The organism is Paenibacillus sp. LRG-1, from assembly GCF_057220305.1.
The window spans coordinates 2,522,364-2,539,789 of record NZ_CM170126.1; the positions used below are offsets into that span (position 1 = coordinate 2,522,364).

Here is a 17,426-nt window from a genome sequence, read left to right on the forward strand (position 1 = left end):
AAGGGTATAATATAGAAGGAAAAGTTCATCTATGGAAGGACGGAGTGTCCAGCATGACAAGAAACCTTCAATATGTGCCCTATGGTTATGAGCCTCCGATCGAGACGCATAAAGGGACCATGGTTTACTATGATACGTTCGAGCAGATTACAGCCAGAGAGCTGGAGCTTTTTGCCGAAACGGGGGCTGCATTATCTTTTACAAAGCTGGTGCTGTATCCGCTACATGAAGAAACCGTCAGAAGAATGTGGAAGCAGCCGGTACGTTCGTATTACAAGCGGGTGGACGAGCTGGGAGAGTGGCAGCGGGAGCAGGCTTTGAGTGCTGTTGTGATTGAGAGTTGGGAAGGTAAGCGTAAAAAGTATACGCCGATTGAAGCAGCCATCCGTTTTTTGGCGGAAAAGTATACGACCCCACTTTTTTTGTACATGAGTCCTGAAACTGCAAATTTGTGCGCTTCCTATGCATCGTTTGGAGAATGGATTAGAAATGTCAGATTGCTGCTTTCGAGCGAACCCCAGGAACTTCATCCGAAGCTTGCACAGTACCGTAATCGCTGGAACACGGTAGAAGAAGCGACAAACCGTGACTCTAAGGTTGACAAAGCGGAGCATGAATTATAGAATAGAACTAATCGTAAAAATTACTATTGTAATTGTATACCATGTATTCCAATTAAGGAGGAAGAGAAATGCGCGTAATTGTTACCTTGGCATGCACCGAATCCGGTGATCGCAACTATACAACAACCAAGAACAAAAGAAATCATCCGGAGCGTCTTGAAATGAAAAAATACTCTCCGCGTCTGAAAAAGTACACGATCCATCGTGAAACTAGATAATTTGAGGCTTGCTATATAGCAACCTGAATGATCCTGCATCCTGAACGGAGCCTGTAATTCTAATGAATATAGGGCTTCATGAAAGGAGCTGCGGCATGATCTCTCCAGTTAACGATGAAGAAATCGTGTTAAGTTTGCAAAAGCCTGCGTTATGGAACCGGCGAAAACTTGAATTAGTCCAGTGGACAGAGAGTCCAAAGTTAAAGCTTGCACCTAAGAAAACGGCTTTTTATCAAGGCTGTATGATAGATGCCGAGCTACATGGCACGCTTTGCCTTTTGAATCGAAAGCACGTGGCTACCGAGTTCTCCTGTGCTGGTGTCAGCATTTGGGACGAGCCGGAGGACCATTCACTATATGCTTATATAACGATGAAGGCTGACGAAAGATCCGGAGCGTTCGTGCAATGGGCGATGCGATATATGCGGCATCGTTTGCTTGTCGTTTACGAGCTTGAGCGCAACCGTTATAATCTGTCGTCTTTTTTTCTGGGACATAACCGTTCCTTTTGCCAACTGATGGAGTATTGCGCCAGTACGTTTGAGTTTGAAACTAAAACTATATGAAAGATTAGGTGAAACTAATGAAAAAAGATATTCATCCAACATTGAACAAAGTTATCTTTTTGGACCCTAGCTGTGGATTTACTTTCCTGAGTGCTTCCACTAAATATTCGCAAGAAACGATGGAATGGGAAGATGGCAACACATACCCAGTTATCCGTGTAGATACTAGCTCCGCTTCCCACCCGTTCTTCACTGGTAAACAAAGAAACGTGGATATCGGTGGCCGTGTGGATCGCTTTAACAAAAAATATAACCTTAAGTAAGAACAGTCGAGCGTTATGTTTATGGATTATGCTAATAATCCGTGAACATCGCTTTTTAAAAAACCTCCTGCAGATGCAGGAGGTTTTTTTGTCTTAATCTAGACCTGTCATTTATAGCGAAATGAAGCACTGTTCCCATTGGTCGGTAATGGATGCTTTGTCGAGCTGCTCCCCAATTAGCGTGACATATCCCTGACTCACGGGAAGTGCAGTAGGCTGCCACTCCAAGTGATTTCCTGAAAATTGCAAAAGCATTGTACCTTCCTGAGGAAGTACGCAATAACCTTTCGCTCGAAGCAGTGAGGAACCTAACCCGGTTAGAAAGTTTTCTAATCGTTGTTTTTCGAGTGGCTGAGGAGAATATTGATGCAGCGTTATGCTCTCCAGACGGGAGAACGAATGAGGCTGCTTAGGATCGTGGTTATGACTGTGTGTCGAAATAACTTTGAAAGCCGTACTTCTGGAGACACTACTGGTGCTTCCGATACTTTTGACGGGAATGGGGACGAACGGTGCATCTGCATCAGTGAGCTGGACCTGTGCAGGTGCTGGTTGAGGTGTCTGTGCAGGTTTCGCGGCAACGGATGCGGAGGCCAGAACAGGCTCTAGTAGTGGTTCAAGGTCAACCCGGCTATATTCAGTAGTTTGCAGCTTGGCCGTATCGTTGAGCTTGCGGATGCTCTTGACGACCTTCGTCACTTCACGGCTGCTTGCTGCATCCGTCTTGTTCACCACAATGAAGTCTGCGGTGCGCAGCTGTCCGTGCAGGGTGCGAACCAGTTCTTTATCAGCCGTAAAGCGGCTGTTGTATTCATGGAACAGCTCAGCATCCACAACACTGATGCTGTGAACCAGATAAAGCCGATCTGCCAGTAGAGGGGAGCGAAGCTCCTCCAGTACTTGTTCGGGGTTGGCTACCCCGGTGGTTTCCATGAAGATCAGATCTGGCTCCTGGCTGAGCAGGGTATGCAGAGCCCCTGCCAGCTCATTTCTTTTGCTGCAACAAATGCAGCCTTCTAGCAATCCTTCTACTGTTACGTCAGGCATTTCCTCTGAAATTATAGCGCTGTCTACATCATATTCGCCCATTTCGTTCATTAAAACAGCAGCACGAAGGGGGATTTGACGAGTATGGGCTAATAGGCGCAAAAGCAGTGTTGTTTTGCCGCTTCCAAGAAAACCACTGATTAAAATAACAGGAACTTTATTCATCATTTTTCCTCCTTGGTGGGTTTAGTGTGCTGTGTTCAAGCGATCAAAGGTAGCTACCGAGTCTGCTTGGGTATAGACATAAGGGGATTCTGGCTGCTCGACAGCGGTTATTTTTTCGGATCGAATTTCAAGTACGGGAGCGTTGCCCTTTTGTGTGGCATGCAGTGTTCCTTCAATGGTCACCCAGGTATCCTTGTCAAAGGACGGGGCCTTCTGGGATTGGACGATGATCCCGAATGGCATGGCATCGGCAGTACAGCACATGACGAGGAATCTTCCTACTGCAAATAGGCCTTTACCCGGCAGGTTGTCGTCTTTATAGACAAAGCCAGTCACCTGTACTTTTTTTCCTTCAAAAGCTTGTTTATATAACTCAATGGCTCCAATAGTTTCGGAAAAAATCTCAGGCTTGATCTGTATGATAGGTTGCTGATACAGGCGTTTCGCCAGCTCGGCGAATTCTACATTGTACTTGTCAGGCGGAACGAACAGCTTATCCAGCGTTTCCTGACTCCATTTTCCCTCTGGAGGGGACGAAGTTGGGACGGAAGATGCAGTTGATAAAAGGGAGGCGGTGGATGCTTTCGTGGTCTGTGTATCTGTTTTTCGTCGGATATCCGGGTTGGGATACGTGAAGGACATGCCTTTTTTGGCGGCCATATCACTACCAAGTGCCTGATTGGGCAGCAGAGAACCGAACAGGAGCGGGATGAGCAGCATTCCATATACGAGTGTTTTTTTGAACCAGCTTTGCGGCAACGGATGCTCACAATCACATACATCCTCACCGTCCCGCTCCCCGATGATTCCGTGCCATGCCATCGCCAATGCGATGAACAAGAGTGGTACAGGACAGAGTAGGAGCAGCTTTTGCATATGGGGAGCCAAGTAGTAATGAAGTGCATTCGTGCGGCTTAATGAGACGATGTACACAGCCAATCCGATCAGGAGCAAGGAGCGCATGCCGTATTGCCAGCGAATGCTAAAGGTTGAATTCACGTTTGTATTCACCTCCCTAATAACCATTCAGCAGCTATAGAACCCACTAGGACGAGTGAAACAATGAGCAAGCCCAGGATGGCGACAAATTTGGTGCGGAAGGTGCTTAGCAGCATGAGCGTGCCTTTGAAGTCTAGCATCGGACCGAGTACAAGAAAGGCTGCCAGCGGACCCAGTGTAAAGGTATGTGAAAAAGCAGTGGCTACAAAGGCATCGGAGGTGGAACACAGCGACAGTATGTAGGCAAAACCCATCATAAAGGCGTACGATCCAACCGTTCCATTGCTTAACGAAAGCAGTTCATCGCGTGGGATGAAGGTTTGAATGCAGGCTGTTAATAGTGCGCCGATAATGAGATATTTACTCATGTCCAAAAACTCGTCACCAGCATGTACAAAAAAGCCCCGCCATGTGCGACTATGCCGATGAGTCTGATTGTTCTGCTTTTGCTGGTTAAAAGAGAGCAACGACCGTTTGAGCGGATGCACTCGTACAAAGGCATACACGATCAGCCCGATGATCGCGGAGACGGCAAAAGCCAAACCCATTCGAACGGCAGTGACCTCGGGATGGGAAGGGAAAGCCATCATCGTCGCAGCCAGTACCACGGGATTGATAATGGGCCCGCTTAAAATAAAAGTGATACCCATATAGGCAGGCATTCCCTTGAGCATTAATTGCCGAACGACAGGGATCATGCCGCATTCACAGATGGGAAATAGCATACCTAGTAAGGAGGCCAGCAGGACACCCGGTACAGGATGCGCAGGCGCTATTTTGCGAATCCATGTCTCCGGTACAAGCCACTGCAAAAGGGATGAGACGAGCACACCGATAAGGAGAAACGGAACAGCTTCCAGAAAAATGCCCATAAATACCGTTTTTAACGGTTGCAGCTGCCCCATATCTAACAAACGAAGCCACTGGGGAGATAGCGTGACAAGCACAGGGATGAGAAAGGCAAACGGAATTATAAAAGGCAGCATCTTCAACAGCGTACTGTTTTTCATTCCACGTCTCCTTGAGAATAAGGGTTCTTATCTACATCCTATGTCTGTAGAGGGACAATCATGCCCGCTGGATTGTGCTTGTCTCACCTCCTATATTGACAATTCAAAGAGTGGTCATATATATTTATGTTTGTTATTAGTAATTATTACGATTAAATTTCGATAAATGATTGCAAGAAGGAAACTTTTACGGTACGATCCATATTAAATGTTGCAAAGACAAGGAGGGGTTATATGATACCGATTGTTGTTTTATCCGGTTTTTTGGGTAGCGGTAAAACCACTCTTCTTCAGCATGCGCTGGCTTACTACAAGGAGAAGGGCCTCAAGCCAGCCATTTTGATGAATGAGTTGGGTGATGTTAATCTGGACGGCAGTTTGGTGAATGGCCAAGCACCCATGAAGGAAATGCTCAGCGGTTGTATATGCTGTACCATTCGCGGGGATTTGGGCGTCGAGCTCATGAATCTTGCTGATGAATATAAGCCGGACGTGATTATTGTAGAATGTACCGGAGTGGCTAACCCGATGGAGATTGTAGATGCAGTGACAGACGCCTCCATCTATTCCTCTATGATTTTACAATCCGTTATCACGGTCATAGACGCGCATCAATTTCTGGACTTTGCCTCGGGGAACGAGAGAAGCAAGTCGCTTCGTTTGATGCAGGATCAGCTTCGGTGCGCTTCCAAACTGATTATTAACAAGACCGATTTATTGGCTGCGGGCGAGTTGCAGAAAGTACAGGCCCTCGTAAAAGAGTTAAATCCATATGCTCTGACTGTGAGCACGCAACGAAGTGACGTGGACGCGGGTATTTTTTTCTCCACTCAAGGAGAGGAGCGTATGGACGTTTTGCGGCATAAGGAATCCGCAGTTGATATTGAGAGTGAACATCCTCATTCGGAAAATCATCTGCACACGTATGATCATGATGACCATACAGACCATCAGTCTCATGATCACCTTGATCACGCCCATGACCACGAACATGGGGAGCATTATCATTCCTACGACCATGTAGTTGTTCACACGCATTTCTTTGGACAACCTGTGCCACGATCCGAGTTTGAACAGTTGTTCCGCAGTTTGCCAGCTGAAATTTACCGGGCCAAAGGAATTGTGCGGTTTCTGGAATCAGAGGGCCAGATGATGTTTCAATTTGCCTATCGGGAGCTGGAAATCATTCCGATCCGCCCGCAAAAGCCAGTGAACGATGTAGCGGTTGTCATGGGTGAGAATTTCTCTGCTTCCGAGATCGAGGGACAATTGAGAAAGCTGGAAGCGGCCGAAAAGCCATTGAGTAGTTCATGACTTCGAGAACGAGCAACCTTAATCCATCACAACATAATTCTCGCGCACACCTAGCGGGCAAGCCTACTTGGGGATTTACAACAATTCTGCTGCTGACTGCTGGGCTGTTGCTTTCGGTCACACTCGCGGTTATGCTGGGTCCTGTAGCTGTCGCACCGGGGACGATATGGCGAATTGCACTGTCCCATCTTCCCTGGCTGGACCAGTGGATACCCGTGACATGGACCAAGCCTGAGCAATATATCGTTTGGGAAATCCGCTTTCCACGCGTGCTGCTAGGTGTTGTCGTAGGAGCAGGACTTGCTGTTACAGGGGCGACTATACAGGCATTAATCCGTAATTCGTTAGCAGATCCCTATATTTTAGGAGTCTCGTCTGGGGCTTCGGTAACAGCCACGTTGGTGATTGTGTTCGGAGCTTTCGGATTTTTAGGACGACTTGCGCTGCCTTTATCTGCTTTTATAGGTTCGTTAACTGCAATGCTTATGGTGTTCGCGTTATCCCGTGTGGCTGGGAGCATATCGACGACCCGCTTATTGCTGGCAGGGGTGGCGGTGTCTATGATGCTGTCGGCAGTGACTAGCTTTATCGTTACGATGGCCCCGAATGAAAAAGGCATTCGTGACGCGATGTATTGGATGATGGGAAGTCTGGCAGGTGCTCAATGGGATACGCTTTTTATTCCAAGCCTCATTGTAGCCGTTGGAACGGCTGTGCTCCTGACCCGATACCGTTCGCTGAATGCTTTGCTAACGGGTGAAGAGACCGCAGTAACGCTCGGTGTGAACGTACAGGCGTTCCGCGTATTACTGGTTGTTATGGCGTCTCTTTTAACCGGGGCAGTCGTATCAGTTAGTGGCTCGATTGGCTTTGTCGGGCTTATGATTCCGCACATCGTTAGGCTGGTCGTAGGATCAGATCATCGGCGCGTGCTGCCTGTCAGTCTATTGGCGGGAGCTATTTTTGTTGTGTGGGCTGATGTGTGTGCCCGGCTCCTGCTGGCTCCCCAGGAGCTGCCGATTGGTATTGTGACGGCTGTGTGCGGAGGACCCTTTTTTGTGTGGCTGCTGCGTCGTAGTTCCTACTCGTTTGGAGGCGAAAAATGAATATAGAAGTCGAATGCGTGACCTTCAGTATTCACGACAAACGGCTGATCGACGGCATCTGTCTCCAGGTAAAAGCAGGGGAGCTGGTCGGATTGATCGGTCCAAATGGCAGCGGGAAATCGACGTTGCTCAAAAATATGTATCGTGTGCTAAAGCCTGACAGTGGTTTGGTTACGTTGGATGGCCAGGATATGCTGCGGATGAAGTATAAAGAGACGGCCCGACAAATGGCAGTGGTGAGTCAGGATGCGCCGCAAACGTTTGATTTTTCAGTACGGGACATCGTGCTGATGGGGCGCCATCCGCATAAGAAACTGCTGGAAGCAGATACTGTCGTCGATCATGAACTGGTCGAGCAGGCGCTGGAGCGGGTAGGCATGGATGCTCAGGCAGATCAGGGCTTTGCCACCTTGTCCGGCGGCGAAAAGCAACGGGTATTGATCGCCAGAGCTTTGGCCGGGCAGGCGAGATTTCTTGTTTTGGATGAGCCGACGAATCATCTGGATATCAGGTATCAGTTGCAAATTTTGGATTTGGTCAAAACACTTCGGATAACTACGCTAGCTGCACTACATGATTTGAATTTGGCGGCATTTTATTGTGATCGAATGTATGTATTAAAAGAAGGCAAAGTGGTAGCCTCTGGCATAACGGAGGATGTGCTTCAGCCAGACCTGCTGTGGAGTGTATTCGGTGTGGAGACAGAAATCTGCATTCATCCAAAAACCGGGAAGCCGAATATTACCTTTTTACCGGATTCTCTCAGGAGAGGAGGCTATCCATAACGTCAACAGAAAAGGTGATACGATGAGGTAAGATATACTACAAATAAAAGAGGAGACGGTACATATGAAAAAATATAGCAAGCCCGCGTTACCGCTGGTTATGCTCGCTTTGGCGATGATGCTGTTGTTATCAGCCTGCGCAGCAGGAAACACAGCTCAAACAAGCGATCCATTGGCAAACGGGCAGCAACCTGCCGCATTGCAATCGGCAACCAATAAGACGTTGGTAGAGCTTGAGAACATGGGCGTTAAAATGGTATTTCCCGAGGCGCCCAAACGCGCGGTTACATTGAACCAGCATGCAACTGAGGTTATGCTGGCCCTTGGACTGGAATCCTCTATGGTAGGAACTGCGTATTTGGATGATCAGATTTTGCCAAAATATAAGGCTCAATATGACAAAATCCCGGTACTGGCCGGACAATATCCGTCCAAAGAGGTGTTTATGGCCGCTGCACCGGATTTTGCCTATGCGGGCTGGAAGAGTGCCTTTAATGATAAAAATCTGGGTTCCCGTGAGGAGCTAGCCAAACAAGGGGTGCTGACCTATGTACAGGAGTCCTCAAATAAACCGGGTCCCACGTTAGAAGATGTGTATCAGGATATACTAAATATTGGGCGTATTTTCAGGGTTGAGGAGCGTGCAGAAAAGCTGGTAAATGACATTCGTGAACAAGTGCAGTCCATTCAGACTCAAATTGGTATTGTTGAACAGCCACCCAAGGTGTTTGTCTATGACAGCGGAGAAGACAAGCCCTTTACGGCTGCCAACAATTACCTAACGTCTTTGATTGAAAGTGTGAAGGCGAAAAATATTTTTGATGATATCGACAAAAGTTTTACCGAGGTAAGCTGGGAAGAGGTTGTGAACCGTAATCCTGACGTCATTGTCATTCTCGACTATGGAGATACTTCACTGGCGGATAAAGAGAAGCTGCTCCTGAGCAAGCCTGCGCTGGCTGGTGTGGAAGCGATCAAAAACAAACGGTTTATAGTACTGCCATTATCCGCAGCGGCTGAAGGCGTGCGCGCTCCGATCGCGTTGAAAACCTTGGCGGCAGGCTTATACCCGGACAAGGTGAAGTAAACAAACAAAAGAGTTTCCAAAACATTGACGAACCTTGCCTAAACTGTTAAACTTGCTAATGCGTAAAGGTTACGTTTATCAAACGCTTATTTTTTTATTACCAAATCGTAATAATTACGGTAGATGGTTTAATGATCATAAACGACCTGGAGAATCTGCGCAAATGATGATCGCTCAGATGGCTCCAGGCTTTTTAAAGGAAAAGGAGATTTGCGTCATGTTATTGGCCTCATTGGAACAGGTCACATTTGGCTACGGAGACGTTCCTAACTTGGTGGATGCCAATGTTGAAATTTTTTCGGGAGAATTTGTAGCTATTACCGGACCGAATGGTGCTTCCAAATCAACCATGCTCAAACTGTTGCTCGGCTTGCTTCAGCCTTGGAAGGGCAAGGTGTTCATGTCTAACCGTACAGGTGAAGGCAAAAAGCTCGTTGTCGGATTTGTATCCCAACAAATTGCTGCTTTCAATGGCGGATTTCCAAGTACGATTTTGGAATTTGTCCGTTCAGGAAGATATACTCATGGCTCTTGGTTACGCCGTATGCGGTCTGAGGATCATGATCTGACTGAGCAGGCGCTGCGTCAAGTAGGCATGTGGGATTTGCGTCACCGTAAAATCGGAGAATTGTCGGGTGGACAGAAGCAGCGTATTTGTGTGGCAAGAGCACTCGCTCAGGAATCGGATTTGCTCATTTTGGATGAGCCTACGACCGGAATGGATCAGGAAAGCCGCCATCATTTCTACGATCTGATGAATCAGCAGGTTAAGGAATATGGAAGAACTGTGGTCATGGTGACCCATGGACTATCGGAAGTGCAACATTATCTGGATCGAATTATTGAGCTTGAGAGGAAGGAAGATGGCGGATGGAAATGCTGCACTACGACTTCATGCAGCGGGCATTTTGTGCCGGTGGGGTAATTGCACTGCTGGCCTCGGTGCTTGGAGTATACCTGATGCTACGGCGTCAGGCTCTCATGGCGGACATGCTATCGCATGTATCGCTGGCAGGGGTGGCAGCGGGTGCCTATTTAGGCATTAACCCAACGATAACTGGATTTATTGTTGCCGTAATCGGCGCGATTATCGTTGAATACGTCCGCAGGTCTTATAAAACATATAGTGAGATATCTGTGGCTATTATTATGGTAGGTGGCCTCTCGACGGCCGTTATTTTAATGAATCTGAATCAGAGCATCAACAAAGGGTTTTCCGCTTATTTGTTCGGTTCGGTAGTAGCGGTCAATCAGACAGAGCTGATGTTGATGATTGTAGTGGCTGTGATCGGAGGTATTTTCTTTTTTGTATTCCGGCGTCCATTGTATCAGATTACCTTTGATGAAGAAACGGCGAAGACTAATGGTCTTCCTGTCAAGTCCATCTCATTTGCATTTAGTATTTTAACAGGGATGATTGTAGCTGCTGCAATGCCGATTGTCGGTGTGCTGCTTGTCTCCTCACTCATCGTGCTCCCTGCGGCGCTGGCGATTCGAATCGCACCGAGCTTCGCGGCAGCCATCTGGATATCTATGATCACTGCATTGATCGGCGTATTTATGGGTTTAACGGCGTCGTATGAACTTAGTACACCCCCAGGGGGGACAATTGCCATGGTGCTGTTATTATTCCTGATCGTAGGAGCTGGTATTCAAAAGCTGGTCCGTAAGCTGGGCAAGCAGCAGGCTTCCCGACGGAAGAATGCGACAGGCCAGTGAGTGTAATTACAGTGAGAGTGACTAAAAACTAACGCATAAAGGAGTAATGAATATGAATACATGGTTCAAAAAAACATTTGTATTGTCTGCGGGACTAGCACTTATTTTGTCTGGCTGCGGAGCCAAATCTGATAATACAGCTACAAATGCTTCCCAAACCGAGCCGAATGCGGCACAAACAGCAGACAAGCTGAATGTGGTCACCACTTTTTATCCAATGTATGAATTTACCAAGCAAGTTGCTGGAGACCATGCTAACGTAACCGCGTTGATTCCTGCCGGTGCTGAGCCGCATGACTGGGAACCGAGCGCCAAAGATATGGCACAGGTTAAGGATGCTGACGTATTTGTTTATAACGGTATCGTCGAAGGTTGGGCAGAACAGGCTTTGAGCAGCGCGTCCAACGATAAGCGTGTTGTAGTTGAAGCGAGCAAAGGATTGAACCTGATGGAAGGCACGGCTGAGGAAGAAGGAGAAGAAGCACACGCAGAGGAAGGCCATGATCATGATCATGTGCTGGACCCTCATGTATGGCTTAATCCAGTCTTGGCCCAAAAAGAAGTGGAGTCCATTGAAGCAGGGCTTGTGGCAGCCGATCCGGCAAACAAAGCTGATTATGAGAAAAACGCTGATGCTTATATCGCCAAGCTGAAGGAGCTGGATAACGAGTTCAAAACAGGTCTGAAAGATGTAAAACGTAAAGACTTTATTACGCAGCATGCTGCTTTTGGTTATTTGGCTAAGCAATATGGTCTGACCCAAGTACCCATTGCCGGATTATCTCCGGAACAAGAGCCTACACCAGACAAGCTGGCGGGTATTATCAAATTTGCTAAAGAAAATAATGTTAAAACGATTTTCTTTGAAACTCTTGTTGATCCGAAGGTCGCTGAGACCGTAGCTACTGAAATCGGTTCAAAAACCGATGTACTGAATCCGCTCGAAGGATTGACGGATGAAGACAAACAGAAGAACCTGGATTACCTTGGTGTGATGAAAAACAATCTGGAGGCTTTGAAAAAAGCTCTGAATGAATAAGGAATTCTTAAACGAATAAGTTTAAAAACTGACGTCGGAATGATACCGGCGTCAGTTTTTTTATAACTATCTAAGAAGATTGTACTTTCTGGGCTAGTGCTCTAGATACAGTAGATATATAGTCCTTTGTAATTTGCTTTTCAGAAATGATTTACGTCATTGTGAAACGTTTTTTTGAAAACTAATTCTGTAGTAGCTAGTTTCAAATTTCTTTTATAATTCATTGGTAGCGTTTTTATTTTTACAGATTCTTTCTATTAATATTACTAGTTTATTCACCGATATTGAAGTTTGGGCGTGCATATCATTTGACAACGGATTGGAGAGGTTAATTTGGCAACAGTTATAGTAGTGGATGACTCTTTATTTATGCGTTCTGTGCTTAAGGATATTCTTTTGGATTTAGGTCACGCTGTTATTGCGGAAGCAGAAAATGGGTATGATGCTGTTTTGAAATACGCACACTTTCGTCCCGATTTAATCACCATGGATATTAATATGCCTAAGATGGACGGACTTGAGGCTGTTAAAAAGATTGTAGAGCTTGATCCCCAAGCCAACATTTTGATGTGTTCTGCTTTGGGGCAGCAGGAAGCGATTATAAAAGCATTTCAGGCAGGTGCAAAAGACTTTATTGTTAAACCATTTGAGATGGAAAGGGTCGTGAATGCAGTCACAAAAATGCTGGGGAGTTAAGGAATCAAGATTTTTAATACATAAATATTGAACATGTTAAAGCGAGAATTCCATGCTTATTTTCACGAATATGGAGATGAATAGGATGAGCAATCGAGTGTTGTCTCAAAAAGTATTTATAGACGAACTGATCGCTACGATCAAGAATGGAGGGCTTGTCCCTGTAAATTATGAACACCTCGTCAGCGAACAAAGGGAAAGAATGGATGCTCTTAACAATGAACTTACCCTTCGTATTGAGGGATTAGAGACCGATTTGATCTCTGCTTCGACACATTCCATTCCTTTTGCCAATGGCGAAATTATGTTTCTTGCTCGCTATATTGTACTCATTGGGGATCATACCGAGGGATACTTTGTGTTCTATCGAGCAGAAGACTGTGAAAGTCCAGAGGAATATCAGTTTTTAACAAGCTCTTATCAACTTCCACATTTATTACTTGAATTATCTCTTTCTTTAAAAGAACATGGTACTAATGAGCCGCTTGATATTCTGACTTATTGGAATGGCCCTGTCTATCCGCTGAAAGATTTGAATAAAGAAGATATTAAGCTATCCACCTATGAATTTTAAAGTGAGGAGATGGGATTAGGGCCATCGAGGTTTGGTAATTACTTATACAAAGGAGTTGAAAAATCAATGATTAGTAAAGTCGGTCAAATTATGTTGTATGTAAATAACCAGGATGAGGCACTGGATTTTTGGACAAAAAAAGTAGGATTTAAAGTAATTTCTGAAGAAAATAATGGTCAAGGAATGAGATGGATTGAAATTGCTCCTGCAAAGGGTGCAGAAACAAGCATTATTCTCCACAATAAGGAATTCGTTGCTAAAATGTCACCTGAATTAAATCTCGGTACACCTTCTTTAATGTTTTTTTCGGAAAATCTTGATCAATTATATGACGACTTATCAAATAAAAATGTCAAAGTTGGAGAAATTGTAACTATGCCTTTCGGAAGAGTGTTTAACTTTGCAGATAATGAAGAAAATTACTTTGCTGTAAGGGAACGAACTAAATAATAAATTTTTGTAGAAGTTAAATTTTTAAGTTCAGATTACATTGTTACGAAATCCCTTGAGAGAGTCAAATCCCTCAGGGGATTTTTTTACATTGATAATCAAACGCATGTTCGCATATAATACAAACAAACGTTCTGATAAGGAGTGAAGGATCATGTTGGAAAAATACGTGGGGCAGATCGTGGAAATCGTGTATTTGGATCGGAAGGGCAAACTGTCTCATCGGCGTATCGAGGTGCATCGTGTGCAGAATGGCTTGATACGAGCCATCTGTTTACAGACAGGCCAGCCACGTGTTTTTCGATTAGATCATGTATTGGCATGGCATCCGGTAACCAGAACAGCATAGGAGGGGCTTACGATGGGGAAAAAGCTTGAAGGAAATGGCATATGGGAAAGCTCACGCATGATTTTGCCTGAGCATCGGGAGGCATATTTAAGACTGATGAAGGAGCAAGGAAGGCGCGGCAAGCCAGCACTGGACGATCAGGAAATGCAGCAGATTGAACAGGCCATTATCGTATCCTATAACGAACGTAAGCCTATTACGCTAAAAGTGTTCAATCCATTTGATGATGAGGAGCTGCGTGGACTGGTCACAGTAATTAACACAAGTCGGCGAGAAGTGAAGCTATCCCGTGGGGAAGAGGATTTTAGCTGGATTAAGTTGGAGGAAATTATCGAGGCGCATATATAAAAACAGTCTGACTAAGTCGGAGTGTTTTTTACATTTGTCCCGCCGTTTTTTAAAATTAAGATTGTAGCTCTATGAATCCATATTTAAAATAAAACTGTAATTGCAAAAGGAGGAGTTCAATATGAAAATAAGTAAAAATAATGCTGAACATTATATATGGGGAGATCAATGTGATGGTTGGCGCTTGGTGAAAAATAATGATTTGAGCATTATTCATGAGCGGATGCCCGGAAATACACATGAGGTCAGACATTATCATCATCATGCGCGCCAATTTTTCTTTATTTTATCAGGTACAGCGGTACTTGAAGTGGATGGTGAACGAATCCAATTAGGATCTCAGGAAGGGTGTGAGGTTCCTCCTATGGTGCCTCATCAAATGTTTAATGAAACGAATCAGGATGTTGAATTTTTGGTTATTTCTCAGCCTGCGAGCAGAGGTGACCGGGTTCTGGCCGAAAAATAATATTTTGGAGCAGACATGTTCCAGCGAAGGTTGACAAGTCTTTTTTAGTACCGTATAGTGCTAAATATGATGAAAAAAAATAAAATCACGAATCGGGATGTTGTTCTGCGCATCGCCACCTCATTGTTTCTTACCCAAGGATATCATGCAACAAGTATGGATGAAATTGTGGCTGTGAGCAATGTGTCCAAAACCAACATTTACTATTATTTTAAAAGTAAAGAAGAGCTACTTTCAGCCATTCTGGATCAACTGATTCAAACGTATAATGAGATGATTTATGAAGTTGTTTCGCGTAAGGATCAGTCTGTTCAGGAACGTTTTGAAATCCTTCTTCAATTGCTGACAGAGCAAGAGACAGATTGTTTGGGAGGCTGTCCCTTTATTACTCTTTATACGCAAATGCCTCAAGATAGCGCCTTGTTTCGGAATAAAATAAGCCAGTTCTTCCAAAGCCAAATCACTACCGTAGAAATATTGCTGAACGAGGGAAGGGAAAGATTAGAGATTCAGGCTGAACTTCCTGCGAGGTCGACGGCCCAATTCATCGTCTCGGCCATTGAAGGTGCGCTCTTTCTGCAGCATGCAAGCCAGGACCCGAGCATACTCGAAAATTTAAAATTTACTTTAGCACTTCTGCTAAAGTGATTTTTTTAATCTTCATTAGTACTACGAAGTACTAAAAATTAAAAAAGGCAGGTTTCGTATATGGCACATATCTTTATCACGGGCGGTACAGGGTTTATCGGCATGCATACGTTACGACAACTTTCAAAGGCGGAACACACTATTACCGTCCTGGTTCGTTCGCAGCAGAAGTGGGAACAAATATGCAGGCAAATGGATTTGGAGACAGCATGGCATATCGGGAAATTAACACCGGTTATTGGCAATTTGAGTATACCTGCTCTAGGATTAAATCCTGTTGACAGGCAACTCGTGGAGACAGCAGATGTGATAATTCACGCAGGAGGCCCGATGGATATTCTGCTGGGAGAGGAGGATGCGAGAGCAGCTTTTCTACAAGCGGCAGAAGAAATGATAACGTTGGCTACACATATTCATGCGAGCAAAGGGTTACGACATTTTATTCATTTGGTTGGGTATAAAAGCCCTTTTAATGATCATAACTGGATTACTCCTGAGCCCGTCATCGCTCATTTGGAACAGGCGCCTCCATATGAAAGGATGAAATTTTTGGCTGATTTGCGTATTCGTCAAGGAGCACACAAGGAAGGATTTCCGCTTTCGGTTGTCCATTTGAGCGTTGTCATGGGTGACTCAGAGTCTGGGGATACGCCCCAAACTGGTGGGCTAGGCATTCTCGTAGGTTCTACAGCGCGCAAGCTTATGGGACTTGTCCCCGGCGGAAAATCTCATTGGCTTCCCTTGGTCCATGTAGATCATGCAGCCGAATTGATCAGTGTTCTTACGAAGGAATCACATCCTGCTAGTGAAACATACTACTTGATGGATGACAGGCAGCAGAGTCCAACGATGATAGAGCTGGGAACGAATATGGCGAAGGAGCTTCGTGTCTGTAAACCGCTCGGTTCGATCTCGCCAGCTTGGCTAACCAGTATATTGGGTACTCCTCTGGGCCAAAAGTTAGGTATTCCGAAGGAATCACTCGATTTTATCGTGGATGTGGACTACCCACTGGATGCAGCACGAGAGATTCAACGTAAATACGGGTTGTCACAGGCAACGAACAAAAGCATGTTCCCATTTGTCATTACTGATCTTGATTTCAGGATTGCTCATTCCACCATAGATACAGATGGATATGTCCGCAACAGACGTGGGCCATTAGCTACCCTGGAGCGAAGGGTGAAGAATGGAAATCCAACGATCGTATTAGTTCACGGTACTTTCAGCGGGGCAGATTGTTTGATACCGCTGGCAAATCAATTTCCGGAATCCTCTGTTTGCTTGGTGGATCTTCCCGGTTTTGGCCGTTCCCCATACCATCATAAGGAGGATGTACTAGAAGGCCACATTGAATCGTTAGTGCAGGCTATTCAGGCTTTGGAAACGCCAATCTGCCTTGTAGGTCATTCGTTCGGCGGACTACTAGCTGCTAAGGCATGGGAACGCGTACCTGAGCGTATCAGTAGCTTACACCTATTGCAGCCTGTATTGCATACTGCTCCGCGCAGATATCGGAGCGCACGAATTACGGAGAGTATGCTAGGCAGACTCAGCGAGTCAGGCTTACGCAAGCAATTGCTTGCGCAGACTTGTTTTGAAAGTATCGACGATATCCCGTCAGCATACATCACATATGTTCTTGAAGAAATGCGTTCCCCACGCGTAAGAAAGACGACTGCGCAAGCCCTAGCCATGCTAACCAAGTCCGATAGCTTCCGGTCGGTCCCTGAGATACCCGAAAGAATGGATAAAGAGGAGGTTTCGATTCTATGGGGTGTGAAGGATCAGATCTATAAGTTGCCCGAGCCATTTCATGCCCTGCATACGCTGAATATTCCGGCAGCCCATCATTTTCCGATCTCGCAACCGGAACGAACAGCGCAATATCTAAAGCAGCACATACGACAGAATAACGTTAGTGTATAAAAATAAAACCAGCCTAGCACATATA

Annotated in this window: 22 protein-coding genes; 19 read left to right on the forward strand and 3 right to left on the reverse strand. The window is 45.5% G+C overall.

The window, feature by feature from the left end:
* The first annotated feature begins 53 nt into the window (after window positions 1–53).
* The 4 genes from ACUUJN_RS11520 to ACUUJN_RS11535 all read left to right on the forward strand — a co-directional run bounded on the left by ACUUJN_RS11520 (window position 54) and on the right by ACUUJN_RS11535 (window position 1,670).
* On the forward strand, window positions 54–623 hold the full coding sequence (locus tag ACUUJN_RS11520; RefSeq protein WP_053325330.1) for a hypothetical protein: 570 nt from the start codon (window positions 54–56) through the stop codon (window positions 621–623).
* Window positions 624–691: 68 nt separating this feature from the next.
* Window positions 692–841 carry a 50S ribosomal protein L33 gene (gene rpmG, locus ACUUJN_RS11525; RefSeq protein WP_007430271.1) on the forward strand — a complete coding sequence of 50 codons (150 nt, stop codon included), beginning with the start codon at window positions 692–694 and terminating at the stop codon, window positions 839–841.
* Between the two features lie 95 nt (window positions 842–936).
* A complete protein-coding gene (locus tag ACUUJN_RS11530) occupies window positions 937–1,407 on the forward strand; it encodes a hypothetical protein (RefSeq protein ID WP_484669651.1) in 471 nt (156 codons plus the stop codon).
* Between the two features lie 17 nt (window positions 1,408–1,424).
* Window positions 1,425–1,670: a type B 50S ribosomal protein L31 gene (locus ACUUJN_RS11535; RefSeq protein WP_013310118.1), complete on the forward strand. Its 246-nt coding sequence runs from the start codon at window positions 1,425–1,427 to the stop codon at window positions 1,668–1,670.
* Between the two features lie 111 nt (window positions 1,671–1,781).
* Here ACUUJN_RS11535 and ACUUJN_RS11540 read toward each other — a convergent pair whose 3' ends face one another.
* From ACUUJN_RS11540 to ACUUJN_RS11550, 3 genes are read right to left on the reverse strand one after another with little or no spacing between them, the layout of a single operon-like run.
* Entirely contained in the window at window positions 1,782–2,885 is a 1,104-nt protein-coding gene (locus tag ACUUJN_RS11540; protein WP_069079660.1) for a CobW family GTP-binding protein, read from the reverse strand.
* Between the two features lie 18 nt (window positions 2,886–2,903).
* A complete protein-coding gene (locus ACUUJN_RS11545) occupies window positions 2,904–3,881 on the reverse strand; it encodes a TIGR03943 family putative permease subunit (RefSeq protein ID WP_071558808.1) in 978 nt (325 codons plus the stop codon).
* Between the two features lie 8 nt (window positions 3,882–3,889).
* Entirely contained in the window at window positions 3,890–4,891 is a 1,002-nt protein-coding gene (locus ACUUJN_RS11550; protein ID WP_068940793.1) for a permease, read from the reverse strand.
* A gap of 234 nt (window positions 4,892–5,125) precedes the next feature.
* Here ACUUJN_RS11550 and ACUUJN_RS11555 point away from each other — a divergent pair, with 234 nt between their 5' ends.
* The 15 genes from ACUUJN_RS11555 to ACUUJN_RS11625 all read left to right on the forward strand — a co-directional run bounded on the left by ACUUJN_RS11555 (window position 5,126) and on the right by ACUUJN_RS11625 (window position 17,401).
* Window positions 5,126–6,205 (forward strand): CobW family GTP-binding protein, encoded by a 1,080-nt coding sequence (locus tag ACUUJN_RS11555; RefSeq protein ID WP_053325334.1) that lies wholly within the window; start codon window positions 5,126–5,128, stop codon window positions 6,203–6,205.
* Entirely contained in the window at window positions 6,202–7,311 is a 1,110-nt protein-coding gene (locus tag ACUUJN_RS11560; protein WP_053325335.1) for a FecCD family ABC transporter permease, read from the forward strand. The genes ACUUJN_RS11555 and ACUUJN_RS11560 overlap by 4 nt, the downstream gene beginning before the upstream one ends.
* On the forward strand, window positions 7,308–8,096 hold the full coding sequence (locus ACUUJN_RS11565; protein WP_069079663.1) for an ABC transporter ATP-binding protein: 789 nt from the start codon (window positions 7,308–7,310) through the stop codon (window positions 8,094–8,096). The genes ACUUJN_RS11560 and ACUUJN_RS11565 overlap by 4 nt, the downstream gene beginning before the upstream one ends.
* Window positions 8,097–8,160: 64 nt before the next feature.
* Window positions 8,161–9,183, forward strand: coding sequence for an ABC transporter substrate-binding protein (locus ACUUJN_RS11570; RefSeq protein WP_076160280.1), 1,023 nt, complete (start codon window positions 8,161–8,163; stop codon window positions 9,181–9,183).
* A 217-nt stretch (window positions 9,184–9,400) separates the two neighbouring features.
* Window positions 9,401–10,108, forward strand: a complete 708-nt coding sequence (locus ACUUJN_RS11575) for a metal ABC transporter ATP-binding protein (protein WP_025724201.1) — start codon at window positions 9,401–9,403, stop codon at window positions 10,106–10,108.
* The gene (locus ACUUJN_RS11580; RefSeq protein ID WP_028542348.1) at window positions 10,054–10,902 is read left to right on the forward strand and encodes a metal ABC transporter permease; all 849 of its coding nucleotides are present in this window, start codon (window positions 10,054–10,056) and stop codon (window positions 10,900–10,902) included. The genes ACUUJN_RS11575 and ACUUJN_RS11580 overlap by 55 nt, the downstream gene beginning before the upstream one ends.
* Before the next feature lie 52 nt (window positions 10,903–10,954).
* Window positions 10,955–11,941 carry a metal ABC transporter substrate-binding protein gene (locus tag ACUUJN_RS11585; RefSeq protein ID WP_068940797.1) on the forward strand — a complete coding sequence of 329 codons (987 nt, stop codon included), beginning with the start codon at window positions 10,955–10,957 and terminating at the stop codon, window positions 11,939–11,941.
* Window positions 11,942–12,274: 333 nt separating this feature from the next.
* Window positions 12,275–12,637, forward strand: coding sequence for a response regulator (locus ACUUJN_RS11590; protein ID WP_023988407.1), 363 nt, complete (start codon window positions 12,275–12,277; stop codon window positions 12,635–12,637).
* An 85-nt stretch (window positions 12,638–12,722) separates the two neighbouring features.
* On the forward strand, window positions 12,723–13,211 hold the full coding sequence (locus tag ACUUJN_RS11595; protein WP_023988408.1) for a hypothetical protein: 489 nt from the start codon (window positions 12,723–12,725) through the stop codon (window positions 13,209–13,211).
* Window positions 13,212–13,277: 66 nt separating this feature from the next.
* Window positions 13,278–13,661 (forward strand): VOC family protein, encoded by a 384-nt coding sequence (locus ACUUJN_RS11600; RefSeq protein ID WP_023988409.1) that lies wholly within the window; start codon window positions 13,278–13,280, stop codon window positions 13,659–13,661.
* 154 nt (window positions 13,662–13,815) lie between these two features.
* Window positions 13,816–14,010 carry a hypothetical protein gene (locus ACUUJN_RS11605; RefSeq protein ID WP_028542346.1) on the forward strand — a complete coding sequence of 65 codons (195 nt, stop codon included), beginning with the start codon at window positions 13,816–13,818 and terminating at the stop codon, window positions 14,008–14,010.
* Between the two features lie 12 nt (window positions 14,011–14,022).
* On the forward strand, window positions 14,023–14,358 hold the full coding sequence (locus ACUUJN_RS11610) for a YolD-like family protein (protein ID WP_028542345.1): 336 nt from the start codon (window positions 14,023–14,025) through the stop codon (window positions 14,356–14,358).
* A 121-nt stretch (window positions 14,359–14,479) separates the two neighbouring features.
* Window positions 14,480–14,824, forward strand: coding sequence for a cupin domain-containing protein (locus tag ACUUJN_RS11615; protein WP_028542344.1), 345 nt, complete (start codon window positions 14,480–14,482; stop codon window positions 14,822–14,824).
* 69 nt (window positions 14,825–14,893) lie between these two features.
* A complete protein-coding gene (locus tag ACUUJN_RS11620) occupies window positions 14,894–15,472 on the forward strand; it encodes a TetR/AcrR family transcriptional regulator (RefSeq protein ID WP_023988411.1) in 579 nt (192 codons plus the stop codon).
* Window positions 15,473–15,532: 60 nt separating this feature from the next.
* On the forward strand, window positions 15,533–17,401 hold the full coding sequence (locus ACUUJN_RS11625) for an alpha/beta fold hydrolase (RefSeq protein ID WP_264453841.1): 1,869 nt from the start codon (window positions 15,533–15,535) through the stop codon (window positions 17,399–17,401).
* Window positions 17,402–17,426: the final 25 nt, after the last annotated feature.